General features: G+C 70.0%; 25 protein-coding genes and 1 pseudogene. 8 read left to right on the forward strand and 18 right to left on the reverse strand.

The genetic code is table 11. The features are described 5' to 3' along the window. Positions 1-133 precede the first annotated feature (133 nt). Positions 134-379 (forward strand): DUF2631 domain-containing protein, encoded by a 246-nt coding sequence (locus JYA75_RS20260; protein ID WP_006937434.1) that lies wholly within the window; start codon positions 134-136, stop codon positions 377-379. Positions 380-455: 76 nt separating this feature from the next. Here JYA75_RS20260 and rlmN read toward each other — a convergent pair whose 3' ends face one another. Further along, complete coding sequence (gene rlmN / locus JYA75_RS20265; RefSeq protein ID WP_065922642.1) at positions 456-1565, reverse strand: 23S rRNA (adenine(2503)-C(2))-methyltransferase RlmN; 1110 nt, start codon at positions 1563-1565, stop codon at positions 456-458. Positions 1566-1652: 87 nt separating this feature from the next. On the opposite strand from rlmN, the gene JYA75_RS20270 reads away from it, so the two are divergent. Both JYA75_RS20270 and JYA75_RS20275 read left to right on the forward strand, forming a co-directional pair. After that, complete coding sequence (locus JYA75_RS20270) at positions 1653-2021, forward strand: lipopolysaccharide assembly protein LapA domain-containing protein (protein WP_006937437.1); 369 nt, start codon at positions 1653-1655, stop codon at positions 2019-2021. A gap of 177 nt (positions 2022-2198) precedes the next feature. Beyond that, positions 2199-3062 carry an aldolase/citrate lyase family protein gene (locus tag JYA75_RS20275; RefSeq protein ID WP_006937439.1) on the forward strand — a complete coding sequence of 288 codons (864 nt, stop codon included), beginning with the start codon at positions 2199-2201 and terminating at the stop codon, positions 3060-3062. A gap of 22 nt (positions 3063-3084) precedes the next feature. Here the strand turns inward: JYA75_RS20275 and JYA75_RS20280 are convergent, their stop codons facing one another. The 6 genes from JYA75_RS20280 to rpsB all read right to left on the reverse strand — a co-directional run bounded on the left by JYA75_RS20280 (position 3085) and on the right by rpsB (position 8101). Beyond that, positions 3085-3783, reverse strand: a complete 699-nt coding sequence (locus tag JYA75_RS20280; protein WP_065922643.1) for a class I SAM-dependent methyltransferase — start codon at positions 3781-3783, stop codon at positions 3085-3087. 37 nt (positions 3784-3820) lie between these two features. Beyond that, the gene (locus JYA75_RS20285; protein WP_006937443.1) at positions 3821-4783 is read right to left on the reverse strand and encodes a phosphatidate cytidylyltransferase; all 963 of its coding nucleotides are present in this window, start codon (positions 4781-4783) and stop codon (positions 3821-3823) included. Positions 4784-4785: 2 nt separating this feature from the next. Further along, positions 4786-5343, reverse strand: coding sequence for a ribosome recycling factor (gene frr / locus JYA75_RS20290; RefSeq protein WP_006937444.1), 558 nt, complete (start codon positions 5341-5343; stop codon positions 4786-4788). A gap of 28 nt (positions 5344-5371) precedes the next feature. After that, on the reverse strand, positions 5372-6100 hold the full coding sequence (gene pyrH / locus JYA75_RS20295; RefSeq protein ID WP_006937445.1) for a UMP kinase: 729 nt from the start codon (positions 6098-6100) through the stop codon (positions 5372-5374). Between the two features lie 162 nt (positions 6101-6262). Then, entirely contained in the window at positions 6263-7087 is an 825-nt protein-coding gene (gene tsf, locus JYA75_RS20300; protein WP_006937446.1) for a translation elongation factor Ts, read from the reverse strand. Between the two features lie 159 nt (positions 7088-7246). Then, positions 7247-8101 (reverse strand): 30S ribosomal protein S2, encoded by an 855-nt coding sequence (gene rpsB, locus JYA75_RS20305; protein ID WP_161995301.1) that lies wholly within the window; start codon positions 8099-8101, stop codon positions 7247-7249. Positions 8102-8422: 321 nt separating this feature from the next. Between rpsB and JYA75_RS20310 the strand changes: the two are divergent. Then, positions 8423-8902 (forward strand): annotated as a pseudogene (locus JYA75_RS20310) (M23 family metallopeptidase); the annotation flags it as partial. Between the two features lie 134 nt (positions 8903-9036). Here JYA75_RS20310 and JYA75_RS20315 read toward each other — a convergent pair. Both JYA75_RS20315 and JYA75_RS20320 read right to left on the reverse strand, forming a co-directional pair. After that, a complete protein-coding gene (locus tag JYA75_RS20315; protein ID WP_152103937.1) occupies positions 9037-10437 on the reverse strand; it encodes an AAA family ATPase in 1401 nt (466 codons plus the stop codon). A 216-nt stretch (positions 10438-10653) separates the two neighbouring features. Then, positions 10654-11580, reverse strand: a complete 927-nt coding sequence (locus tag JYA75_RS20320; RefSeq protein ID WP_006937450.1) for a tyrosine recombinase XerC — start codon at positions 11578-11580, stop codon at positions 10654-10656. Positions 11581-11677: 97 nt separating this feature from the next. Between JYA75_RS20320 and JYA75_RS20325 the strand changes: the two genes are divergently transcribed. Then, on the forward strand, positions 11678-12838 hold the full coding sequence (locus JYA75_RS20325; RefSeq protein WP_029543234.1) for a multidrug effflux MFS transporter: 1161 nt from the start codon (positions 11678-11680) through the stop codon (positions 12836-12838). A gap of 6 nt (positions 12839-12844) precedes the next feature. Here JYA75_RS20325 and JYA75_RS20330 read toward each other — a convergent pair whose 3' ends face one another. Then, the gene (locus JYA75_RS20330) at positions 12845-13639 is read right to left on the reverse strand and encodes a siderophore-interacting protein (protein WP_037200801.1); all 795 of its coding nucleotides are present in this window, start codon (positions 13637-13639) and stop codon (positions 12845-12847) included. Between the two features lie 133 nt (positions 13640-13772). On the opposite strand from JYA75_RS20330, the gene JYA75_RS20335 reads away from it, so the two are divergent. Then, the gene (locus JYA75_RS20335; RefSeq protein WP_231385896.1) at positions 13773-14009 is read left to right on the forward strand and encodes a hypothetical protein; all 237 of its coding nucleotides are present in this window, start codon (positions 13773-13775) and stop codon (positions 14007-14009) included. A gap of 3 nt (positions 14010-14012) precedes the next feature. On the opposite strand, the gene dprA is transcribed toward JYA75_RS20335, so the two are convergent. Beyond that, positions 14013-15137, reverse strand: a complete 1125-nt coding sequence (gene dprA / locus JYA75_RS20340; protein ID WP_006937456.1) for a DNA-processing protein DprA — start codon at positions 15135-15137, stop codon at positions 14013-14015. Positions 15138-15554: 417 nt separating this feature from the next. Here dprA and JYA75_RS20345 point away from each other — a divergent pair, with 417 nt between their 5' ends. Continuing rightward, positions 15555-16502 (forward strand): DUF2971 domain-containing protein, encoded by a 948-nt coding sequence (locus JYA75_RS20345; RefSeq protein WP_203329276.1) that lies wholly within the window; start codon positions 15555-15557, stop codon positions 16500-16502. A 44-nt stretch (positions 16503-16546) separates the two neighbouring features. On the opposite strand, the gene JYA75_RS20350 is transcribed toward JYA75_RS20345, so the two are convergent. Further along, positions 16547-16756 carry a hypothetical protein gene (locus JYA75_RS20350; RefSeq protein ID WP_203329277.1) on the reverse strand — a complete coding sequence of 70 codons (210 nt, stop codon included), beginning with the start codon at positions 16754-16756 and terminating at the stop codon, positions 16547-16549. A gap of 147 nt (positions 16757-16903) precedes the next feature. Here JYA75_RS20350 and JYA75_RS20355 point away from each other — a divergent pair, with 147 nt between their 5' ends. Continuing rightward, positions 16904-17128, forward strand: coding sequence for a hypothetical protein (locus JYA75_RS20355; protein ID WP_203329278.1), 225 nt, complete (start codon positions 16904-16906; stop codon positions 17126-17128). A 130-nt stretch (positions 17129-17258) separates the two neighbouring features. On the opposite strand, the gene JYA75_RS20360 is transcribed toward JYA75_RS20355, so the two are convergent. The 6 genes from JYA75_RS20360 to JYA75_RS20385 all read right to left on the reverse strand — a co-directional run bounded on the left by JYA75_RS20360 (position 17259) and on the right by JYA75_RS20385 (position 24178). After that, entirely contained in the window at positions 17259-18491 is a 1233-nt protein-coding gene (locus tag JYA75_RS20360) for a phage major capsid protein (RefSeq protein ID WP_203329279.1), read from the reverse strand. A gap of 269 nt (positions 18492-18760) precedes the next feature. Beyond that, positions 18761-19243: a phage terminase small subunit P27 family gene (locus JYA75_RS20365; RefSeq protein WP_203329280.1), complete on the reverse strand. Its 483-nt coding sequence runs from the start codon at positions 19241-19243 to the stop codon at positions 18761-18763. Further along, positions 19236-19553 (reverse strand): hypothetical protein, encoded by a 318-nt coding sequence (locus tag JYA75_RS20370; RefSeq protein ID WP_203329281.1) that lies wholly within the window; start codon positions 19551-19553, stop codon positions 19236-19238. Before JYA75_RS20370 ends, JYA75_RS20365 begins: the two co-directional genes overlap by 8 nt. 534 nt (positions 19554-20087) lie before the next feature. Continuing rightward, complete coding sequence (locus tag JYA75_RS20375; RefSeq protein ID WP_203329282.1) at positions 20088-20378, reverse strand: hypothetical protein; 291 nt, start codon at positions 20376-20378, stop codon at positions 20088-20090. A 277-nt stretch (positions 20379-20655) separates the two neighbouring features. Then, positions 20656-22176, reverse strand: coding sequence for an AAA family ATPase (locus JYA75_RS20380; RefSeq protein ID WP_203329283.1), 1521 nt, complete (start codon positions 22174-22176; stop codon positions 20656-20658). 586 nt (positions 22177-22762) lie between these two features. After that, a complete protein-coding gene (locus JYA75_RS20385; RefSeq protein WP_203329284.1) occupies positions 22763-24178 on the reverse strand; it encodes a recombinase family protein in 1416 nt (471 codons plus the stop codon). Positions 24179-24200: the final 22 nt, after the last annotated feature.

Genomic DNA, 24200 nt, shown 5'->3' on the forward strand with positions numbered 1-24200 from the left:
GTCCCCGACCGTCCTGAGGGGATGCTGAATCACCCGTCCGGCGCGCGCGAGAGCGCCCCCACTTCGTACGACGGACGGTCGTATGTCACGATTGGCCCAACAGCGAAGATCTTTGCGAGCAGGAGGACAAGCGGTGGCCGGTACCGAGTTGAAGACCACTGGCGTCGACACGGCCGAGGTGCCGTCGGCGGAGTGGGGTTGGAGTGGCGAAGCCCCCCGCCTGTTCCGCGTCATGGGCTGGCTCGTCGCACTGTTCCTGCTGGCGATGATCATCGGCAACCACAACGGCAACGTCGAGAACTGGTTCCTGATCGGCTTCGCCGCGGCGCTCGTCGCCATCCTGGTGCGCGACATCGTCCAGCGGCGGCGCCGGCGGTAGCCGCACCCCCGCAGCAGCGTCGAAGGGCCCGCCCGGTTCGTCCGGACGGGCCCTTCGCGTCCCGGGGGGGTGGCGCTCAGTTCTCGGCGGCGAGCTGACCGCACGCGGCCGCGATCTCCTGCCCCCGGGTGTCCCGCACGGTGCACGAGACCCCCTGCGCCTGGACGCGACGGACGAATTCGCGCTCGACCGGCTTCGGGCTGGCGTCCCATTCGCTGCCCGGCGTCGGATTGAGCGGGATCAGGTTCACGTGCACCAGCGGGCCGAGCGCCTTGTGCAGCTTCTTGCCCAGCATGTCCGCCCGCCACGGCTGGTCGTTGACGTCGCGGATCAGGGCGTACTCGACGGAGACGCGGCGACCGGTCCGGTCGGCGTAGTAGCGCGCGGCGTCGAGCACCTCGGCGACGGGCCAGCGGTTGTTGACCGGCACCAGCGTGTCGCGCAGTTCGTCGTCCGGGGTGTGCAGCGACACGGCGAGCGTCACGCTCAGATCCTCGTCGGCCAGCCGGCGGATGGCCGGAGCGAGGCCGACGGTGGAGACGGTGACCGACCGCTGCGACAGGCCCAGTCCCTCCGGGGGCGGCGCGGTGATGCGCCGCACGGCGGCCACCACACGCTTGTAGTTCGCCAGCGGCTCCCCCATGCCCATGAACACCACGTTGGACAGCCGGCCCGGTCCCCCGGCGACGTCACCGTCGCGCAGGGCCGCGGCGGCGGCGCGCACCTGGTCGACGATCTCGGCGGTCGACAGGTTCCGGTTCAGGCCGCCCTGGCCCGTCGCGCAGAACGGGCAGGCCATACCGCAGCCGGCCTGGCTCGAGATGCACAGCGTGGCACGGTCGGGGTAGCGCATGAGCACGCTCTCGAGGAGGGTGCCGTCCCCGGCGCGCCACAGCGTCTTGCGGGTCTCGCCGCCGTCGCAGGCCACGTGCTTGACCGGGGTCAGCAACGCGGGAAAGAACGCGGCCCCGACCTGCTCGCGCACCTTCGCCGGCAGATCCGTCATCTTCTCCGGATCGGCCTCGAGGCGCCCGTAGTAGTGCCGGGCCAACTGATCGGCGCGGAAGGCCGGCAGGCCGAGTTCGCGCACGGCCTCGCGGCGCTGCTCGGCATCGAGATCGGCGAGGTGGCGCGGCGGCATGCCGCGTTTGGGCGCGTCGAAAACCAGGGGAAGAGAGGAGGGCATAATGAACCATTATCCATCAGGGCGGCAACGCCGGTTTTCCTCGCCGAATGCGGTGTGCACCGGCGGCCGGAGCGAGATGATCGAGCCATGACCGAACGCCCTGCGGATCTCCCCGAACCGCCACCGGACCTTCCGGTCCGGGGCCAGCTCGAGCCTCAGGGGGCGACGAAGGCCACGCCCGAGTCCAACGTCCGCCCGGCACCGGAGATTCCCCTCGACCGCAGCCGGGCGGCCTCCACGTGGACCGGCCTGGTCATCGGTGTTCTGGTGCTGATCCTGCTGCTCGTGTTCATCCTGCAGAACCTCGACCCGGTCACCATGGAAATGTTCGTGTGGGAGTTCACCCTGCCGCTCGGGGTGAGCCTGCTCCTGTCGGCCATCGCCGGGGCCCTCGTCATGGCACTGGCGGGCGGTGTGCGGATCCTGCAGATCAAACGCGCCGCGAAGCGGCGGTAACAACGCGCCGCGAAGCGGCGGTAACACCGCGCCGCGCAGCGGCGGTAACACCGCGCCGCGCAGCGGCGGTAACACCGTGCCGCCCGGCGGCGGGTGACGAACACAACGCACCCAATTTCCCCAAGGCGGCGACAACAGGGCACCCTGGAGACAAGACCTTCACCCGAGGAGCCTGACGTGACCGCCCACCTGGATGCCCCCGCCTCCGCCACCGTCGCACCCGAGCTCGCCCGATCCTGGCTGCTCGTTCCGGGCAACGCCCCGGAGCGGTTCGCCGCGGCCGCCGCGTCCCCGGCCGACGCCGTGATCCTCGACCTCGAGGACGCCGTACCGGCGGCCGGTAAGGCCGCCGCGCGCGATGACGTCGTCGAATGGTTGCGCGGTGGTGGCCGTGCCTGGGTGCGGATCAACGACGCCACCACTGTGCACTGGGCCGACGATCTCGCCGCGCTCGCCGGGGTGCCCGGCCTGCAGGGCGTGATGCTCGCCAAGACCGAGAGCGGCCAGCAGGTCGACGCCACGGCCGCTCAGCTGCCGGCCGGCACCCGCATCCTCGTGCTCATCGAATCGGCGGTGGGCCTCGAGGCCACACCCGAGATCGCCCGCGCCGACGGTACGTTCCGGCTGGCGTTCGGCAGCGGCGACTTCCGCCGCGACACCGGGATGGACGACTCCCCCCTCGCCATGGCCTACCCGCGTTCCCGCCTGGTGGTGTCGAGCCGGGCGGCCCGCCTGCCCGGTCCCGTCGACGGGCCGTCGCTGACCGACGACCCCGAGGTCCTCGAGCGGGAGGCGAAGCTGACCGCCTCGATGGGAATGACCGGGAAGCTGTGCATGACTCCGGCCCGGGCACCGTTCGTCAACGCCGCCCTCAGCCCCAGCTCCGACGAGGTCGGCTGGGCACACGAGGTGATCGACACGCTCGGCGAGGACGGCCGCGGGGTGCGCGACGGCAGCGACCTGCCCCGCCTGGCCAAGGCGAAGAGGATCAGCGAACTGGCGCGGGTGTTCCGCATCCGCGGCACCCACCACCACCGCTAGGTACGCGGCACGCGCCGCACGCTCAGGGGATCTCCAGGCCCCGGGGCTTGCGGCGCACATGCAGCCGGTAGCGCACCGTGAGGGTGGTGCCCGGGGTGCCGTGCACCGCTCGCTCGGCGACGCGCGGGCCGAACTCGATGCCGAGTACGCGCTCGAGGGTCGCACGGTCCGGGAAGCGCCATTCGGTGTCGACCCGGCGCAGGTCGAAGCCCTGGGCGGCGAAGAACGCCTCCACCGCCGCCGGGTCGTAGTGCGGCAGGTCCGCGCGCATCCATTCGCCGTACGGATGGGCGGTCGCGTCGAGGTCGACGATCGCGAGCGCGCCGCCGGGCCGCAGCACGCGCATGGCCTCGGCGATGCCCGCCCCGCACCCGGGCCCGAAGAAGTAGGCGGTGCGCGCGTGCACGACGTCGACGGTGCCGTCCGGAAGCGGCAACTGCTCGGCCGAACCGGCCTCCACCCGGACGCCCGGCTGGTCCCGCACACGTCGGCGGGCCAGCTCCACCAGCGGCGGGTGCGGTTCGATGCCGGTCACGGTGCGCGCGGTGGCCGCGAACATCGGCAGGTGGAAGCCGGTGCCGCAGCCCACGTCGAGGACGTCGCGACCGGCCCAGTCGCACGCCTCGCGCAGCGCCGCGTACACCACGCCGTGGACGTCCTGGGCGCGGTTCTCTTCCTCGTAGACCTCCGGCCAGTGCCAGATGTTGGGGCTGGGGACCACCCCGTGCGCGTCGGACCGCTGTCTCCTCGCCACCGGCCTAGACGAAGGCGCCGAGGACGAGCCAGGTGACGAACGCGGACGGCAGGATCGAGTCCAGCCGGTCCATGATGCCGCCGTGGCCGGGCAGCAGGGTGCCCATGTCCTTGATGCCGAGGTCGCGCTTGACCTGTGACTCGATCAGGTCGCTCGCCGTGGCCGTGGCGGCGAGGACGACGCCGAGGAGCGCACCGATCCACCAGGCGGCGTCGAGCAGCAGGGTCACCGTGAGGATTCCGGCGACGGTGCAGGCGAGGACCGAGCCACCGAAGCCCTCCCAGGACTTCTTCGGGCTGATCGCGGGCGCCATCGGGTGCTTGCCGAACAGCACCCCCGCCGCATACCCGCCGACGTCGGACGCGACGCACACGATCATCAGGCAGAACACGCGTGCGGCGCCGTTGTCGTCGAGGACCATCAGCGTCGCGAACGACGCGAGGAACGGCACCCACGCCGCGGTGAAGACGGTGACCGCGGTGTCGCGCAGGTAGTTGCGGGGCCGGCCGCGCAGTCCACGGTCGAACAACCGCCACAGCATCGACACGACCGTGGTGCCGGCGAAGGCGCCGAGCACACCGGTGGTGCCGTAGGGCCAGCCGAGCCAGATCATCGCCTGCCCCCCGACCAGGAGCGGGATCCGGGGAACCAGGACGTCCGCCTCACGCAGGCGCTTGGTGACCTCCCACGTGGCGATCGCGATGGCCACCGCGACGACGACGAGCCACGCCTTGGGAGCGAATGCGAGCACCACGATGACGAGGGCGCCGAGACCGGCGCCGACGCCCACGGCCGCGGGCAGGTTCCGGCCCGCCCGGGAGGACTTCTTCGCCGGCTCCGCGGTGGGGGTGGCATCGGGCCGCACCGGCGGGACCTCGGGGTCCGCCTTCGCGGCCTCGGCCGCCGAGTCGGCGTCGGTGACGCCCAAGGGGAGCTGCGGGTCGGACGACCCGGCGGCTGTACCCACGGTTAAACCTCCAGCAACTCGGCTTCCTTGTGCTTGACCAGTTCGTCGATCTGCGCCACGTACTTCGCCGTGGTCTTGTCGAGTTCCTTCTCCGCGCGGGTGACGTCGTCCTCGCCGGCCTCGCCGTCCTTCTGGATGCGGTGCAGCTCCTCCATCGCCTTGCGTCGCACGTTGCGCACGGACACCTTGGCGTCCTCGCCCTTGGCCTTGGCCTGCTTGACCAGCTCGCGGCGGCGTTCCTCGGTGAGCTGCGGGATGGAGATGCGGATCAGGGACCCGTCGTTGGTCGGATTGACGCCCAGGTCGGAGTTGCGGATCGCGGTCTCGATCGGACCGAGCTGCGATGCCTCGTAGGGCTTGACGACCACCATGCGCGCCTCGGGGACGTTGATGCTGGCCATCTGCGTGACCGGGGTGGGCGCGCCGTAGTAGTCGACGACGATCCTGGAGAACATGCCGGGATTCGCGCGGCCGGTGCGGATGGATCCGAGATCGTCCTTGGCCACCGTGACGGCCTTCTCCATCTTCTCCTCGGCCTCGAAGAGAGCTTCATCGATCACGGCAGTTCCTCCATGTTCCGTTGTCCGTTCATGACCGTACGAGTGTTCCGATCTTCTCACCGGCGACGGCCCGAGCGATATTCCCCTCGGTGAGCAGGTTGAAGACCATGATCGGCATGTCGTTGTCCATGCAGAGGCTGAACGCGGTCGCGTCCGCCACCTTGAGCCCCTTCTCGATGACCTCGCGGTGGGTGATCTCGGTGAACAGGGTCGCGTCGGGGTCGATCCGCGGATCGGCCGAGTAGACACCGTCGACGGCCTTGGCCATCAGGACCACCTCGGCGCCGATCTCGAGGGCGCGCTGCGCGGCCGTGGTGTCGGTGGAGAAGTAGGGCATTCCCATGCCGGCGCCGAAGATCACCACGCGGCCCTTCTCGAGGTGCCGGCGGGCCCGCAGCGGCAGGTACGGCTCGGCGACCTGCCCCATCGTGATGGCGGTCTGGACCCGGGTGTCCACGCCCTGCTTCTCCAGGAAGTCCTGCAGCGCAAGAGAGTTCATCACCGTGCCGAGCATGCCCATGTAGTCGGAGCGGGCGCGGTCGAGGCCGCGCTGCTGCAGTTCCGCGCCGCGGAAGAAGTTGCCGCCGCCGATGACCACAGCCACCTCCACCCCGGAGCGGACGACCTCGGCGATCTCCTCGGCCACGGTCGTCACCACGTCCGGGTCGAGACCGACCTTGCCCCCGCCGAACATCTCCCCGCCGAGCTTGAGCAGCACCCGACGGAAACCGGGACGTTCCTGGGCGTGTTCGGACATGGTTCTCCTCGGATCGAGCGGTGGATCGGCCCTTTCATCCTGCCTCATCCGACCCCGTGGAACCGAGACGGGGGCGCGAGTGTCCGATCGGCCCGGATATCGAGCCGCCGACGCGCCTCGACCCCGCCGGCGAGCGCCGACGGGGTCGAGGAATCGAGAGATCTAGCTGGCGCCGACCTCGAAACGCACGAAGCGCGAGACGGTGGCGCCGGCCTCGTCGAGCAGCGCCTTGACGGTCTTCTTCGAGTCCGTCACCGAGGCCTGCTCGAGCAGCACGACGTCCTTGAAGAAGCCGTTGAGACGGCCCTCGACGATCTTCGGCAGGGCGGCCTCCGGCTTGCCCTCGTTCTTGGCGGTCTCCTCCGCGATGCGGCGCTCGTTCTCGACCGTGTCGGCCGGGACCTCGTCGCGGGTGAGGTACTTCGCCTTCAGCGCGGCGACCTGCATCGCGGCGGCGCGGGCGGCCTCGGCGGCGGCGTCGCCCTCACCGGAGTACTCGACGAGCACGCCGACGGCCGGCGGCAGGTCGGACGCACGCTTGTGCAGGTACACGGCGACGGGGCCGTCGAACACGGCGAGGCGGCGCAGTTCGAGCTTCTCGCCGATCTTGGCGGAGAGCTCCTGCACCAGGGTGTCGACGGTCTTGCCGTCCACCTCGACAGCCTTGAGGGCCTCGAGGTCGGCGGGCTTGGCCTCGGCCGCAGCGGTGACGATCTTCTCGGCGAGAGCCTGGAACTCGTCGTTCTTGGCGACGAAGTCGGTCTCGGAGTTGAGCTCGATGAGCACGCCGTTCTTCGCGGCGACCAGGCCCTCGGCGGTGGAGCGCTCGGCGCGCTTGCCCACGTCCTTGGCGCCCTTGATGCGCAGCTGCTCGACGGCCTTGTCGAAGTCGCCGTCGTTGTCGGCGAGCGCGTTCTTGCACGCCAGCATTCCGGAGCCGGTGAGCTCACGCAGACGCTTGACGTCGGCGGCGGTGTAGTTCGCCATGGGAAGCGAGCCTCCTGTGTCTGTTGTGCGCGATGGGTGCTCGCGCGGGAGTTTCCTCTGATGCGGCTCGGTCGCGTGCGTGTGCACTGATGCGGCGCGGTCGCGTGCGACGGCCCCGACCATGATCTCAGGATCTACCGGTCGGGGCCGCGCATCGGATCAGGCTTCGGCGGAGGGCGCCGCGTCGGCGGCGGGGGCCTCGGCCTCGGCGGCCGGAGCCTCGGCCTCGGCGGCGGGGGTGGCCTGCGCGAGCAGCTCCTGCTCCCACTCGGCGAGCGGCTCGCCGGCGCCGGACTCCGGCTTGGCGTCCTTGTCGGCGCTCTGGCCGGCACGGGCCTGCACGCCCTCGGCGACGGCGGAGGCGACGACCTTGGTCAGCAGCGCGGCCGACCGGATCGCGTCGTCGTTGCCCGGGATCGGGTAGTCGACGACGTCGGGATCGCAGTTGGTGTCGAGGATCGCAACGACCGGGATGTTCAGCTTGCGGGCCTCGCCGACGGCGATGTGCTCCTTGTTGGTGTCGACGACCCAGATCGCCGACGGCACCTTGGCCATGTCGCGGATGCCGCCGAGGGTGCGCTCGAGCTTGGTCTTCTCACGCGTGAGCATGAGAATTTCCTTCTTGGTGCGACCCTCGAAGCCACCGGTCTGCTCCATCGACTCCAGCTCCTTCAGGCGCTGCAGGCGCTTGTGGACGGTGGAGAAGTTGGTGAGCATGCCGCCGAGCCAGCGCTGGTTCACGTAAGGCATCCCGACCCGGGTGGCCTCTTCCGCGATGGACTCCTGCGCCTGCTTCTTGGTGCCGACGAACAGCACGGTGCCACCGTGGGCGACCGTCTCCTTGATGAACTCGTACGCCTTGTCGATGTACGTCAGGGTCTGCTGCAGGTCGATGATGTAGATGCCGTTGCGGTCGGTGAAGATGAACCGCTTCATCTTCGGGTTCCAGCGACGGGTCTGGTGGCCGAAGTGGGCGCCGCTGTCGAGCAGCTGCTTCATTGTTACGACAGCCATGGCTGTTCTCTCTTTCGGTTCGGTTGCCGCGGGAGATCGGGTGATCCCCGCCCTGGCGTCCGCATGCCCGTCGGACCCTTGCGGGACCGGCCGACGGCCATTTTCCGATGGCGCCCGGCACACCGGGCGGCGATCAGCGCGCGGACGCGCGAAGTCGATCTGCGAACACAGACCGCTCGAACAGTGTACGGCCTTGCCCCGCGGGAACCACAACTGCCTGATCAGCAGGCCGGTTCGGCCGATCTGTGGATGGATCGGGTGGTTGTCCACAATGTCGACGAGGCCCTGTCGCACGCCGGCGCCGCCCGGCACGCTGGGCGGATGAAGATCGCCGGGATCGCCGTCCTGACCGCGCTCACCGCGCTCGCGGGTTCGGTTCCCGCCGCGGCCGCCCCGCGCGAGTTCGGCTGGCCGCTGCATCCACGGCCGACCGTGGCCCGCCCCTTCGACGGTCCCGAGCACGACTGGCTTCCCGGACACCGCGGCGCCGACCTCACCGGCCGGCCCGGTCAGCCGGTGCTCGCCGCCGGCGCCGGGGTGGTGGTGTTCGCCGGGACCGTCGCCGGCAAACCCGTCGTCTCGGTGGCGCACGCCGGCGGGCTGCGCACCACCTACGAGCCGGTGACCGCGACGGTGACGGCCGGCCGGCGCGTGGAACGGGGTGATCCGCTCGGCACCCTCGAACCGGGCCACGAGGGCTGCCGCGCCCCGGCCTGCCTGCACTGGGGTCTGCGCCGGGACCGCGACGACTACCTCGACCCTCTGCCGCTCGTGCGGTCGGTGATCCGTCTCCAGCCGGTTTCCCGTAGGCCGCGGCTCCGCTACGCGCGACGGCCGATCAGGTCGCGGCTCCGCTCCGCTACGCGCGACGGCCCATCAGGTCGCGGCTCCGCTCCGCTACGCGCGACGGCCCATCAGGTCGCGGCTCCGCTCCGCTACGCGCGACGGCCGGCGGCGTGACGCCCCGACACCGTCGCGAAGTCGTCGGCGACCATGGCGGCGAGCTCGAGGAAGGCCCGGCGGGTGGCCGGGCGGAGCAGGCCGAGGTCGATCTCGGCCCCCTCGGCGAGGTGCTCGTCGAACGGCACCACCTGCACGGCCCGGCACCGCGCGAGGAAGTGGCCCGTCACAGCCTCCATGTCGATGTTGGTGGCCCCGGGCCGGGCGGCGCTGATCACCACGACGGTGCGTTCGACGAGCGCCCCGAACCCGTGGTGCTGCAGCCAGTCGAGGGTCGCCGCGGCGCTCCGGGCGCCGTCGATCGCCGGGGACGCGACCAGCACAAGGGCGTGGGCGAGGGCGAGCACACCACGCATGGCCGAATGCATGATGCCCGTGCCGCAATCGGTGAGGACGACGTTGTAGTACACCCGCAGGATGTCCACGACCCGGCGGTAGTCGTCCTCGCTGAACGCCTCCGACACGGCCGGGTCGCGTTCACTCGCAAGCACCTCGAGGCGGCTCGGTGCCTGGGAAGTGTGCGCGCGGACATCGGAGTAGCGGGAGATCCGCGGGGCCGCGGCGAGCAGGTCGCGCACCGTGGACTCGGTCTGCTGCGGCACCCGCTGTGCGAGCGTGCCGAAGTCGGGATTCGCGTCCACCGCGATCACGCAGTCGCCCCGCAACGAGGCGAACGTGGCGCCGAGCCCGACGGTGGTCGTCGTCTTTCCGACACCGCCCTTGAGGGAGAGCACGGCGATCCGGTAGTCGCCGCTGATCGGCTGCCGGACCCGGTCGACGAGCTCGCGCCTGTGTGCCTCGTCGGCCGATTCGCCGGGCGCGAGGATTCCCCCGGTGAGCCGGTGCACGCCGCGCCGCCAGCCGGTCACCGGGGTGCGACGGGACCGCCGGACGAGCGCACCGGAGGTCAGGTCCAGGTTCGACGGCCGCGGCTCCGACGCGTCGAGCTCCGACGAGACCCCTCGGGACGACGCGGATATGGTCGAACAACGCTGCCCCGCATCATCTTCCGACATTCGCGGGTGCACCTCGTCGGGTTCCGAGCCGGACTCCGGCGAAGCCGGCACGGGCTCGGCGGGGCGACGCCCCGCCGGATCACTCGGCGGCACGGCCTCTTCCGGACCCTCGGCGGCTACCGGCCCGGTGACCGCGGCTTCGGCTACCGGTGGTTCGGCGACCACCGGTTCCGTCGCCGCCGGATCGGTCGTCGCCGGCTCGGTCGTCGCCGGCTCGGGAATCGCGGGTTCGGGAATCGCGGGTTCGACGACCGGCGATTCGGGCACGGAGTCGGGACGGCGTCGTGGTGGCATGCCGAACGGAATCGACGGCACCGGAGCCGGGAGGCGAACGGGCTCGGCAGCCGCCGGCGGCTGCACGGGCGGCTCGGCCTCGACGGGCCCCCCCGACCGTCCGGTCACTCCCCCGTCGCCTGCCCCGGCGACCGGTCGGCGCCGGGTCGGGCGCCGGCTCGTCCCGAAGCCAGGCCGGCAGAGCGTGCGTCGACTCGTCGTATGCCACTTATCCCCCCGGATTGCACAGCAGATGCGGCGGCGACCGTACCAAACCGCGCCGCGGCCGTCGCCGCGTACAGGTCACGCCCGCGGATGCGCCTGTTCGTGTGCCGCACGCAGCCGTGCTACCGAGACATGGGTGTAGAGCTGGGTCGTCGCCAGGCTCGAGTGCCCCAGCAGCTCCTGCACCACCCGCAGGTCGGCGCCCCCCTCGAGCAGGTGTGTTGCGGCGCTGTGCCGCAGCCCGTGCGGCGCGAGATCCGGCGCGCCAGGGACGGCGGCCACGGTCTCGTGGACCACGGTACGGACCTGGCGCGGGCCCAGCCGACCGCCGCGTTTGCCGAGCAGCAGGGCGGGCCCCGAATCCGGGCGCGCGAGGGCGGGCCGCCCGGTGCGCAGCCACGCGTCGAGCGCGGCGGCCGCGGGCGCCCCGTACGGCACGGTCCGTTCCCTGTTGCCCTTGCCGACCACGCGCAGCGCCCTGCGCTCGGTGTCGACGTCGTCGACGTCGAGTCCGCACAGCTCACCGACCCGGATACCCGTCGCATACAGCAGTTCCAGCACGAGCCGATCCCGCAGTGCCACCGGCTCCATCTCGCGCGCACCGGCTTCCGCAGCGGTCATCACCTCACAGGCCTGGTCGGCACGCAGTACCGGCGGGAGAGTGCGATGGGTGCGGGCCGATGCCAGCCGCGCCGCGGGATCGTGGTCGAGCCGGCCCGTGCGAGCCAGCCACGCGCAGAAGGTGCGGGCGGACGAGGTGCGCCGCGCCAGGGTCGTGCGGGCGGCGCCACTCGTCACCTGGCCGGCGAGCCAGGAGCGGAGCACCTCGAGAGTGAGGTCGGCGATCCGCGCATCCGGGTGGCCGGCCTCGAGGTGAGCGAGGAGGGTGCGGATGTCGGTGGTGTACGCGCGGATCGTGTGGGCCGACCGGCCGCCCTGCAGGTCGAGGTGCTCGACGAACTCCTCGAGGTGCACGGCGAGGGGCGGCGGCAGCGCGGTGTCCATGGCCGTCACCGTGCGCCGTGGGCACCGCCCACGCAACCGAACACGCCGACCGAGGGCACACTAAGGTTAGTTCGTGAGTAAAACGATTCCGTTGCCGATGCTGTTCGGACTGGCATTGCTCTCCGCCACCGCGCCTCTGGCCACCGACATGTATCTGCCCGGACTGCCGGTCATGTCGGAGAGCCTCGGCACCAGCACGGTCGGTATCCAGCTCACTCTCACCACGTTCATGGCCGGCCTGGGTGTCGGGCAGCTGATCGTGGGCCCGCTCTCCGACGGGTGGGGCCGGCGCCGCCTGCTGCTGGCGGGCACCGTCGTCCTGGCCCTGAGCAGCGCCCTGTGCGCGACGGCACCGACGGTGGAGGTGCTCATCGCGGCCCGGTTGATCCAGGGCTTCAGCGGCGGCACAGGAATCGTGCTGGCGCGCGCGGTGATCGCGGACCGCGCCCGCGGCAACGAGGCCGCCCGCCTGTTCAGCGTCATGATGATCATCGGCGGTGTGGCACCGATCGTCGCGCCCCTGCTGGGCGGCGTCCTCCTGGGGCCCATCGGCTGGCGCGGCATCTTCTGGGTCCTGACGGGCCTGGCCGTGCTGATGATCGTCGCGGTGCTCACGGTCGTCCCGGAGACCCTGCCGCCCGAGCGACGCCACAGCGGGGGCCTGGCGATGCTCGCCCGCAACTTCGGCACGGTGATCGGCAACCGACGGTTCGTGGGCTATGCCGCGACGTTCGCGCTCGGCTTCGGCGCGATGTTCTCGTACATCTCCGCGTCACCGTTCGTGGTCCAGGAGGTCCTGGGCATGACGCCGGGACAGTTCTCCCTGATCTTCGCCGCCAACTCGGTGGGCCTCGTCGCAGGCAACATCGTCAACACCCGGCTCATCGGCCGCTTCGAGGTGCGGGACCTGTTGCGCTACGGCGTGACCCAGATGCTGACCGCCGGGGTGCTGCTGGTGCTCGCCGTCCTGGTGGCCGACACGAACCGCTGGTTGGTGCTGCCGCTGCTGTTCCTCGTCGTCTCCAGCCTGGGCTTCGTCATGGGCAACGCGACGGCGCTGGCGCAGGGGCAGGTACCGAAGGCCGCGGGCACCGGTTCCGCGGTCATGGGCGCGTCCCAGTTCGGCCTGGCCGCCCTGGTGTCGCCGCTGGTCGGGCTCGGCGGGGAGGACACCGCGCTGCCGATGGCGCTGGCGATAGCGATCTCGGCCGCGCTCTCCATGACCGCGCTGCTCACCCTCACCCGCGAGCGCGCCTGAGCACCGTCACCGCGCCTCGACCGTCGCGAGTTCGCGCTTCCACTCCCGGAAGCCCTCCTCGCTGCGGCCGCGCCGCCAGTACCCGGAGATCGACGCGCGTGCCGCCGGAACCCCGCGGGTCTTGCGGATGTACGGCCGCAGGTGGTGCATGACGGTCTCCGCCTCGCCGTGGATGAACACGTGCGGATCTCCCGGAAGCCACTCGGCGCCGGTCACCGCGGCGACGAGCGGCGCGTTCGCGCCGGAGAGGTCCGGCCCGACGGCCCCGGCACCGGAGCCGCGGTGCAGCCAGGTGACCTCGACGCCGGGGGGCGCCGCGAGGTCGATCGCGTCGGCGGCGTCGGTGACCTCGAGGAACACCCGGCCCACTGCGTCCGGCGCCAGCGCCTCGAGCGCCGCAGCGACGGCCGGTATCGCGGTGTCGTCACCGGCGAGCAGGTGCCAGTCGGCCTCCGGATCGGGCCGGTAGGCGCCGCCCGGCCCGCGGACCACGACGGTCTGCCCCGGCCGGACGGATGCCGCCCAGGGTCCGGCGACACCGTGATCGCCGTGGACGACGAAGTCGATCGCGATCTGCCTGGACCGCGGGTTCACTGCTCGCACCGTGTAGGTGCGCAGGACCGTCCCGCCGCCCGCCTCCAGTTCGAGTTTGACGTACGAGTCGGTGTACGGGCCGGGTTCGAACTCGTCGAATCCGGGACCGCCGAAGTGGACCCGCACCAGGTGCGGGGTCAGGCGTTCGCTGCCCGTCACTGTCAGGGTCGTCGATCGCGGGGTCTTCGGGGCCACGCCCACCTCCATATTTGCTCAGGCTTACCTAACCATGGCAGCCTACGCGTGCGGTCCGGCCGCAGCCACAGCACCGCCTCGCCGTGGCACCACCGGGATCGCCCGATCCGCCGAAATCACGACGGAATTCCGCCATCGTTGCGGTATGCGAGAAACGATGAACACCGTCACGTCGCAGTACCTGACCAGCCTGGTCGGCGCCCTCGAGGACACCGACCGCCGGCGCGAAACGATCGGCGCACAGCTGGCCGAACTCGAGTACGTCCTGCTCCAGACCGGAGAGACCGAGCTCGCGGCCCAGGTGACGAAGGTACTCGGCGACAGGTACTACAAGCCGATCCTGTCCAAGGCCGAGGAGCTGCGCGGGCACGAGCAGTCCTGACCGTCACACGCTGCGCGCCCAGCCGGCCCCCTCCCGCTGCACGTGTCCCTCCAGCTCGAGCAGCGGCAACGCCGCCCGCACCCGCTCCACGAGCAGCCCCGACGCCTCCGACAGCTGCTGCACCGACACCGCCCCCACCGCCGGCAGGGCCTCGTACACGGACGCCATGTCGCCCGAGAGCCCGTCGAGCGCACGCGCCCACCGCCCGTCGCCGTCGTCGCTCACGCCCATCGGGCCGATCTCCTCGACGACTTCGCGCGCGGTGCCCACCAGCCGCGCCTCCTGCTCCCGGATCATCCGATGACAGCCCTGCGACGCCGCCGATGTCACAGGCCCCGGCACCGCCAGCACCGGACGCCCCAGCCGCCGGCCCCACGCCGCCGTGTTCCGCGCCCCGCTGCGCCACCCCGCCTCCACCACCAGCACACCTCCGCCGAGCGCGGCGACCAGCCGATTGCGGGCCAGGAACCGGAACCGCGCCGGCACCGTCCCGGGCGGATACTCGCTGACCACCGCCCCGTGCTCGGCGATCTGCCGCAGCAACCCGGTGTGCGCCGCCGGATACGCCCGGTCCACCCCGCACGCGAGCACCGCCATCGTCGCGCCGCCGACCCCCAGCGCCGCCCGATGCGCCGCGGCATCGACCCCGAAAGCCGCCCCCGACAGCACCGCCCACCCGTCCATCGCCAGGTCCCCGGCGATCTCCGCGGTCACGTTCTCCCCGTAGCCGCTCGCCGCACGCGTGCCGACCACGGCGACGGACCGCTCGACCAGCTCGTCGATGCGCCGCCGACCCACCACCCACAGCGCCACCGGCGCCGCATCGGTGTCCGCGCCGTCGAGGCCGTCGAACGCCAGCAACTGCCACGCCGGCCACTCCGCGTCGTCCGGCGTCACCAACCGTCCACCCAGCCGCGCGACGAGCTCGAGATCCTGCGCCGCCGAGTCGAGATGGGCACGTGCGACGGTGCGACGGCGTAACGCGCCGCCGATCGAGCCGTCGCGCACGGCCGCGGCGACCGCCTCCGGGCCGTCCGCCTCGATCGCAGCATTCAGCATCCGCGACGCACCCTGGGCGACCGTCGACAGGTACGCCCACGCCAGCCGGCGCGGCTCCGCCGCGCTCACGCCGTCCCCCGATCCCGGAAATCCAGCGCCGCCGCCACCTGCACCTCACCCGGTGCGTCCAGTTCGGCCAGGTCCGCCAACGTCCAGGCGACACCGAACGCCGCCTTGTAGCGGACGTGGTTTCCGTCGTCGTTATCGCGGAGCTTGACGTTACCCAGCCCGCCCGGTCATCTCCCCGAACCGGCGGGGCGCTCTCCCGGTAGGTCTGGCCAGATGGCGTGGAGAGTCCAACCGAGCTCGTCCGCATGTAGCGGTCGGGCTACTCGTGTTGGCCCGACGCGGTTAGGGGGACTGGTCCGTGGGATCCGGTGATGGGGCATTCGACACCGGCACCCCTGGGTGCTCCGCTCGGTCAGGGCAGCACGGGCGTAGCCCGCTCCGCTTCATCTTGTCGGGACCGTCCAGTACATTCCCCGGATGTCTACAACGCTGCGTACACCGCCGGAAATTCTGTACCACTACACGGACTCCACTGGTCTACTCGGCATAATCGGAAGTCCCCTGTCCTTGCCTGGGACAGAAGGTTCCCCGTTCGGCTTTGAGAAGGGCGCGTCCTTCGGAACGCTCTGGGCTACCGATGCGCGGTACCTCAACGACGCCCACGAGCTGACATTCGGGGCCGCCGCATTGGCAGAGAAACTGGAACGGCACGCGGAGGAATCACGGACTCCGGAAGTGATCGAACGTCTTCGAGAGTTGGCGGCAACCGTGAGGGACGGCCGTTTCGAATTGACCTATGGCACCGACACCGAGCGGACCCTTCCACACGTCACCTGTTTCTGTGAGTCCGGAGACTTATTGAGCCAGTGGCGCGGATATGGCGGCGGGTACGCCATCGGGTTCGACCGAGAGGTGTTCAGAAAGTTTGCAGTGCTGGATACCGAGTCTTACGAACGCACCCCAGACCTTGCGATGACGACGCTCCAAGAGCCGGTACACGTGAAGTACGGCCCGACAGACTCGGACTCTTTCCTGGAGGAATGCGCCGCGGAGCTGGCCCAGAACTTGGAGGACGTTGCAGCGGGCAAGAAGTCTTACGAATGGCCGAACGTGTTCCGCGCCGTATGCGCAAGGTGGCTTGCAGAGGTCAAGCACGGAGCATTCGAAGCAGAGGCGGAGTGGCGGTTGGTTCACCGCCATACACAGAGCAGGGACACACATTTCCGGGTGGGAGGGGTCGGACTGATCCCCTACGTAAAACTCCACTTCCCTCTCACTCTCGGAGGACGGCCCACAATCACGGAGATTGTTGTAGGACCAGGCGGCGAACGCGAACTACGCAGAGAATCCCTGGAGCGACTCCTCGGGTCGATTGGCTCTCCGGATACGAGAATTCGTCTGTCGGATGCACCTTTTCGAGGTTGAGCGGCCCCGCCGGTTCGACGGGGCCGCTTGACGTGCTCGGAGGATTACACGTTCGGTTCGTACGCGACCACGAACTTGATTGCCTCATCCCGGTTCAACTGCGAGGCCAACAAGTCTGGCTCGTCCTCCCGACGGATCGGCTTGTAGACGTGATACGTGACTGCTGGGTCCGTGGGATTCGGCCCGCTAGTCATGATTTCAAGCCCCTTCTGGCGCGCGATCAGTTCGAGGTTGACGGGTTCGTTTTCGGTCATGGACTGGAAGCGTAGCCACGTCCGCGAACATGCCAGAGGCCCCGCCCAGGAGTAACCAACTGGGGCGGGGCCTCTCGTTGCCGGGGGAGTTCGGCGGAGCCGCTCCGTTTCCAGATATACGAGAGTCCCCAGCGGTACGGTCCGAGCATGGCTATCCGTGTGCATACATTTGACGCCGACGAGAACGCGGCGCAGGTCGTCCACGACTACGAACGCGGTTACTCCGTGAAAGTCCAGCCAGACGGCACGCTCTTGGTGGCGACCAAGGGGACCGGTGCGGCAGATTCCAGGGCCATCGGCGCGTACCCGCCAGGCAAGTGGACCGCTGCGTACGACGAAAAAGAGATGGTGGCCCAGGCCGACAACGAGTAGCCACCGCAAACACGAGAGAGGCCCCGTCCGGACCGATGAACCGGACGGGGCCTCTTGTGTGCGGTCCTGGAGTTCCTGGCAGGAGGACCGCGTACCTCCGGGCGGGTAACCACTCCGCCCCGGAGGAGTCTTACGGCGTGGAGGCCAGGGACGCCTTGACGATGCCCAGAGGCTGGAACACGTCCAGGTTGGCCCGCGTCTCCGTACGAGCCCGCGTCTCGTTCTTCTCGAACAGGCCGTCTGCCTCACTCCACTTGGTTTCCACCGCCCCGTCCGTCCGGACCTCCACCGCCGCGGTGTCGAGGACGAAGGCGGTACCCAGCTCCACCGCCACGGACGGCACGACCTGGACGCCCCAGAGGCGGCGGGCGGCCCGGTCCACCGGGGAGTCCACGAGCTCGAGGTTTCCGTCTCCGGAGGTCCGGGAGAGTTCGAGGGTTTCCCAGTCGGTCGGGTGAACCGCGATGAGGCCGGCGGCGTGACCTGCCACCTCCAACTTGGTGATGGCCTTACGGATCGTTGTCAGGCCGTCCACCGCGAACGCCTGGAGTTGGATACCGGAGACGTTGGCCAACCCGGTGAAGTGCTCCCCGGTGCCGTCACCGTTGACCACCTCGTCCTCCAGGGCCCGGAGGACGCCCAGAACGAGCTCGTCCTCCACGAACCGGTTCAACGAGGCGGAGTCCCGGAGCCAGTATTCGTGTATCCCCTCCGAGAGGTGGGCCACGATCCGGAGCCGATCGTCGATCTGTTCCAGACCCATGGTGCTCGTGGGCTTGGTCTGTCCCTGGGCCACCACCGCGGCGTTGTTGTCGCGGGTGGTCTGGCGGAGGTAACGGTAGGTGGGTTCCGCCGCCACGAGAACGCCCAGCGCGTCCAGGAGCGTGGCTCCGGGATCCGCCAGGGCCACGAGGTCCGCGACGACGGGCGTAGGCGTGAACGCGGTCCCCGCCGGGGCCAGGGCCTTGGATCCGTTGCCGGAGGACGCCATCGTCTTGGCGATGGACTTTGCGAGAGTCCCCGCCCCGGACTTCCGGGTGAACGGCAGACCGCGACGCTTCACGCCGCCGGACGAGGCCGGGGAGGTGAACCCGTCGATACGGTTACCGTGCTCGTCCACCGGGTCCCCGATCTGGGCAGCCAGGGCCTTGGTGTCGGCCAGGATCTTCTCGTCCGAGTTCATCGTCTTGAGGGTTTCCAGGTGGCCCTTGGCCTTGGCCATGGCCTCGTCGTAGCCCTTGCGCTCGTCGGCGGTGAGGTCCCGACGCTCCGCCTGGGCCTTGGCCGAAATGGCCTTGGCGGTCTCCACCTGGGCCTGGGCGGCCTTGGCGGCGGCGGCCTTGCGTTCCTTGAGTGTGTACATGAGATGTGCTCCGTTTCAACGGGATTGGTTAGTTTCCCGGACGGACGGGTTGAGGGTCCGGGGCATGGCCACCGCCTCTGGGCGGTGACGGCTCCCGCGGACTGGTGACCGCTGGCCCGTGGGTGACCGGAGCGTGGTTTCCGCTGGCCTCGTGACGAGACGGACGGCTGTAGCCCGACGCCGGACCGGTACCTCATCGTTCACATTACGTCACGTGACACGAGAAGGGCGGCGGGACACGATGTTCCCGCCGCCCCTGCCCTCGTCGGCTACGCGGTGGAGCCGTCCGCGAACGGGTTGTCCTCGTCGTCCGGGTTGGCGGCCTGGGCGTGGATCCGCCCCTCCGCGGACGGAGTGAGCCCGAACTCCTGGGCCCAGGACCTCACGGACCGCTCCGCCGCCTCGAGGATGGCCACCGCCGGATGCTTCACGAGGGACCCCGTGGAGCCGGAGACCGTGAGCCCGTCGCGGTCCACCGCCTCCTGAGCGTCGTGGAGCCTCTGGACGGCCAGGCAGTAGGTCCGGAAGGCCGTCCGGTCGATGGCCTTGGAGAGCTCGAGGCGGTCCAGCTCCGGAGCCACCGCCGCCCATTCCGCCGCCGCCACGTCGGGGAGGCCCGGCGGAGGCGGTCCCAGCGGCTCCCGCTTAAATCCGGGGCCCGGGTTGATCTTCCGGCCTCCGGAGTCGTAACCCTCCCGGCGTCCGTTGAGGAGTTTCAACGCGGGCGGACGCGGAGCCGGTCCCTTACCCATGATCTTCTCCGTTCTCGTCCTGGAGGACCGCGTAGGCCCCGGTCTCCGGGACGGCATACGCCGCCTCCAGATACGCCGCCTCCGCGGAGTCCGCCAGGAGCGCAATGGTCGCGGAGCGGGACCCCACCGCCGCCCGGACCGTGGCCGCGGTCCACGAGGCCAACATGGCGAACGCCTGGCGTATCACGGCGGGGTCATCGTGGGCGGCCAGTTGTGCCACTCGTTCATCGTCTCCCACCGCCGCCGCGTAGAGAGCCATGGAGACCGTGAGCGTGGCCTCCGCCTTGGTGAGCTCATCGTGGATGGTCATATTTCCTCCTGTTGGTACAGATGATGGGTCAAATTGGGGCCCAACCTGAGCCCGCGTGTGCCGACCTGAGTGGCCGGTGTCCAGGGCCCCACCGCCTGGAGCGGAGCGGCCCCCCTCCCCCTGGGTGGCCCCGTCCCGGCTCCGTACGCCACGGAGACGGACGAGGACGAGCGGACGGCCATTACGCCGCCCTCCTCTGCCTCGTCCGCCTGGTCTGGACCGACGAGGGCGGGATCCCATCGGGCACGTGAGGGAACCCGTAGAGCCTCCCCGCCGCCACGCCCTTGAACCCATCGGCCAGGACCTCACACGAGGCCAGGAGGGGGCACTGGAGGCAGAGGCGTTCGGCCTCGAGGAGACGAGGGAGCTCGTCCACGAGGGCGGCCCTGGTCTCGTGATGGTCGAACAGGTGGGGCCGGTCCACACACGGTGGGAGTGGGGCCTCGTCGCGGGTGGTGGAGCGGGAGAGCAGGGCGGCGGCGGCCTTGGCGTTGTCCGCCGCCTTCCCACCTTCCCCCGCCCAGGGTGCCGTGGTCATGACGCCGCCCCGGTCCTGGTGGCAGGAGCGATACGGGCCGGGGCCGGGAGGCCGTCTGCCGCGAGGAGACAACGATCCGGACGGCCCACCTCGTCGGCCCGGACGATGCGGTAGCCCTTGACGACGAGGGGGACGACGCGGACACCGCCGGCCTCCGGGATGGAGGCCATGGCCACGACGGAATAACACCGGTACTGGTCCCCGGCGTCGTTGTAGTGCAGGAGTGCTAGATCCGCGGTCGTAGGGATGACGACGGATCCGAGAGGGAGAAGTGGGTACGCGGTCATGAGGTGAGTCCTGTTCTGGGGAAGGGATGAGGAAAGGGCAGACACCGCCCCGGGTCCATCACGGGGCCGACAAGGTAGACACCGCCGCCCCATTTCCTGGACGCCGCCCCGACGACGTGAATCGTCGAAACCACCGCCCAACCCCTGCCAACCCCATATATAGGGGTTGGCAGAGGTCGGGGAGTTCTGCCTGGCAGAGGTTTGGCAGAGGTTGGCAGAGGTTACGACCTGGGACTTTGGGCGGCGGTGAACCTCTGCCACCTCTGCCAAACGCCCCTTACCCATCGGAACCCTTGGCAGAGGTTGCCGGGGCGGTGTCATCGGAGGCCCCGGCGGCGGGGTCGAACGGCTCCCACGGGTAGTGGAGCGTCGGCTTTCCGGGGCCGCCAACCTCCCGGCGGATACGTCCGGTCCCGCCCAGGAGCTGGACGGCCAGGGTCACGTCCCCGTCTTGGAACTCCCCAGCGTCCGGGGCGGCGCGTACCGCCTTGAGGAGAGCGGACCAGTTGAGTCCGGGCGTCTCCGTGACGATCCGCTCCACCACCGGCATGAGCTTGTCCGCCTTCACCCGCTTGGCCGCCGCCTTCCGGTTCCCGGCCCCGGACAACATGAGTCGGCGGGCGGCGGGGTCGTAGTCCAGGGCGTCCTCGTCCAGCTCCACGTCCCGGCCCTCCGCCTTGAGATACCGGCGGTCCATGTCGTCCTTGGTGAGGAACACGAGGGCGTCTCCCCAGTCCTCAATGGCGGAGGAGCCGCGGGTCCGTTCCCCGTTCCATCCGGCGTGAACGGTGAGGAACAGGTCCCGGGCTCCCACCTCCGTCCGGACGAACGAGTCCAGGTCCGTAAGCCACGCGCCAACTTCCCCGGCGTCGTTCTGGTTGGTGCCCGTGTAGGCCCGCCCGAACGGGTCCACGATCACGGCCTCCACGCCGTGGGCCTTCATCCTCCCGGCCAGCTCCGCCCGGTCCTGTTTGTGGCCCAACGGGTTTCGGCGGCCACGGAGGTTGGCCAGGTACAGGCGGCGGCGGTCCACGCCCGCGTCGTCGGCCCATCGTGCCAACTGGGCGGCGGACACCTCGTAGTTGAGGAACCCCAGACGGCCCGTGAGCGGGACGACGGGGAACCGGCCCAGGAACTCCTCCCCGGTGAGCAGACACCGGGCCAGGTTGAGCATCAACGTGGTCTTGCCGGCCTTGCGCTGGGCCACAATGACGGTTCCCGCGTCGGACGGGATGAGGCCCTCAATCCGGTACGGAGGCTCCGGAGGACGGGCCAGGACCTCCTCCAGGAGGCCGTCATCGAACGGGGGTGCCTCCCCCTCCTGTTCACGGCGGAGAATCTCCTGGGCATCCCGGCGGGCCCGGAGTTTCTGGGTCTCCGCCTTGACGAGTCTCTGGAAATAGTCGTCCGCCGCCTTGGCCTTGGCCTCCGCCTCCTCCTCCGCGGTGCGCTGGTCTGCCTCCGCCTGGGCCTCTGCCCGCTCCTCCCGCTTGGCCCGTTCCCTGGCCTTGGCCTCCTGGTAGTGGTCCCGGAACTCCAGCTCCGTCCTACAGAGGTTGACGGGATGGTCCGCGGGGAGCTGGACCTCCAGCCACTCGTCCAGCTCCAGGCCGTCCACGAGGGCATGGAGAGCGGCGGCGGATACACGGTCGATATCCCCGTCCACCGCCTCGAGGGCCGCCTCGAACATGGCCACGGCGTCCGGGTCCACGTCGATGAGGTCCCACGGCTCCGCGGGGTCGTACGCCCGCGGCTCGTTGGCCCGGAGGTCCTCGTCGTCATCCCACGCGGCGGTCATGACGCCACCGCCACGGGATCCTCACGGCCAGGCCGGGATCCGGTATGCTGGGCCGTGACGGATTCCAGTACGTCGGAGGCGGTCTCACCCTTACCGGTGGGGCCGTTTCTCTTTGTGCTCATGCCACGCCACCGCCCCGGAGAATCACGGTCAAACGGTCCACCTGGGCAGGAGTGAGCGGCGGAGCCTTGGCCAGGACCTCCTCTATGTGGTCCTGTATCCGAGAAGCGGCCAGGTCACGACGGAGGTCCGTCAAGTCCGCACTGGGGTCCCGCTTGAGGGCAACGCCGATATGGCCGGAGATGCTGCGGGATCGAACAGAGATAGCCATGTAGGGCTCCTGGGTCAACGGAAGATTGACCCAGGCGGATGGAAGGACTCCCGCGCGGCCATCGGGCTTTCAACTTCACGTATCCCCTGGGGATGGACCTCACGATCCACCAAAAGGCGTCGTTTCGGTGGTGACGAATCACCACCCGGTATGCAAGGGCCGCGTAACCCCGTGGACGCCAAGGTACACGGTCACCTTGGACCAGGCAACAATGACAGCTTTGGAACCCGTTGCGGCCCCGTTAATTTGACTGCTTTACTCCGTGGTTTTCCAGTCGATGCCTACAGTTTCCGGGTCGAACGCCCGCCGGCCGCGACCCGGTGAGTAGAGGGTCACGGTCACCAACGTGTCGATGACGGAACGCTTACGGGCCGTAGACAATTCGCTCCACGCCGCCGCCACGTCGCCGGAGGTGACCAACGGAGCGATAACGTCCGCGGCCCCGGCGGCGGCTATCTCCGCCTCCACCTCCGCCAGACGGGACCGGACGCTCTCGTTGGCGATACGGAACTGTTCCCGGGTCATGTGCATGTAGTCCGCGGCCAGGTCCTCGAGGCGGCGGCGGAGTACGTCGGCCTCCGCGGAGAGGTCCCGCGTGTCCTCCTCCACCCTGGGAGCGAACACGGCCAGGGCGTCGGGACGGGACAGACGGGCCACCATGAGGGCCTCCACGTACTCGTCCACCGGCTCCGCCATCCGCTGGAGGTGGTGGTGGTCCCGGCACCGATAGATCCGGTAATGGCGGCGGGCTCCCCCGGCGTGGACCGTGGGACGGTTTCCCTCCTCACACACGCCGCACAACGCCACGCTCGTGAGGAGGTTCCGGCCACGCTGGGATGGCTTCCGCCGCGATGGGTCCGTGAGGATGGCCACGACGGCCCGCCAGGTGTCCTCCGGGACGATGGGCTCCCACACGGCCCGTCCCACGACGAACGAGGTGGGATCCTGCCGATAGGTGGCGTGAGTGCCTTCCGGGCGGTGTCGGCGGAGACCGGCGTTCCGGGCGTTGATGAGAACGTCCTTCACCGCGGACCGCTCCCACTCCGTCCCGCCCTGGGTCGTGCCGATACCGGACTCGTTCCACATACGGGCCACCGCCGCCAGCGACTCCCCCGCCAGGACCGCCTCGTAGCCCGTGACGATGAGGGCGGCCTCGTCGGGCCGGATCGTCACGCCGTCCTGTTCGTACCCGAACGCCCGCCGCCCACCTACGTAACGCCCCTGGGCCGCGGCCTGGGCCATGGCGGACTTCTGCCTGGCGGACTTACGTTCCATCTCCCCCTGGGCCACGGACCCCAGGATCCGGACGACGAGGCGGCCTCCGTCCGTGGCGGTGTCCACTCCATCCGACGCGGTGACAACCGTGGTCCCGTGGGCGTGGCACCGCTCCAGGACGCCCTCAAGGTCCACGAGACGACGAACGAGGCGGTCCACGTGACGGGCGGCGATGACGTCCACCTCTCCCCGGTCCACCGCCTCCATCATGGCCTCGAACCCGGGCCGCGGCTTCCGGCTCGTGGCGGAGGTGTCGTTATCGACGTACTCCGCCGCCACGGTCCAGCCACGACCCTGGACGAGGCGGAGAACGTCCTCCCGCTGGCGTTGGATGCCGTACTCCGTACCGTCCCGGTCCTGTGACTGGCGGAGATACACGGCTACGCGCTGGGTCATGCTTGCCATTCTAGGCATCTAT

It is taken from the genome of Rhodococcus sp. PSBB066, from assembly GCF_017068255.1.
Lineage (GTDB): Bacteria > Actinomycetota > Actinomycetes > Mycobacteriales > Mycobacteriaceae > Rhodococcus > Rhodococcus aetherivorans.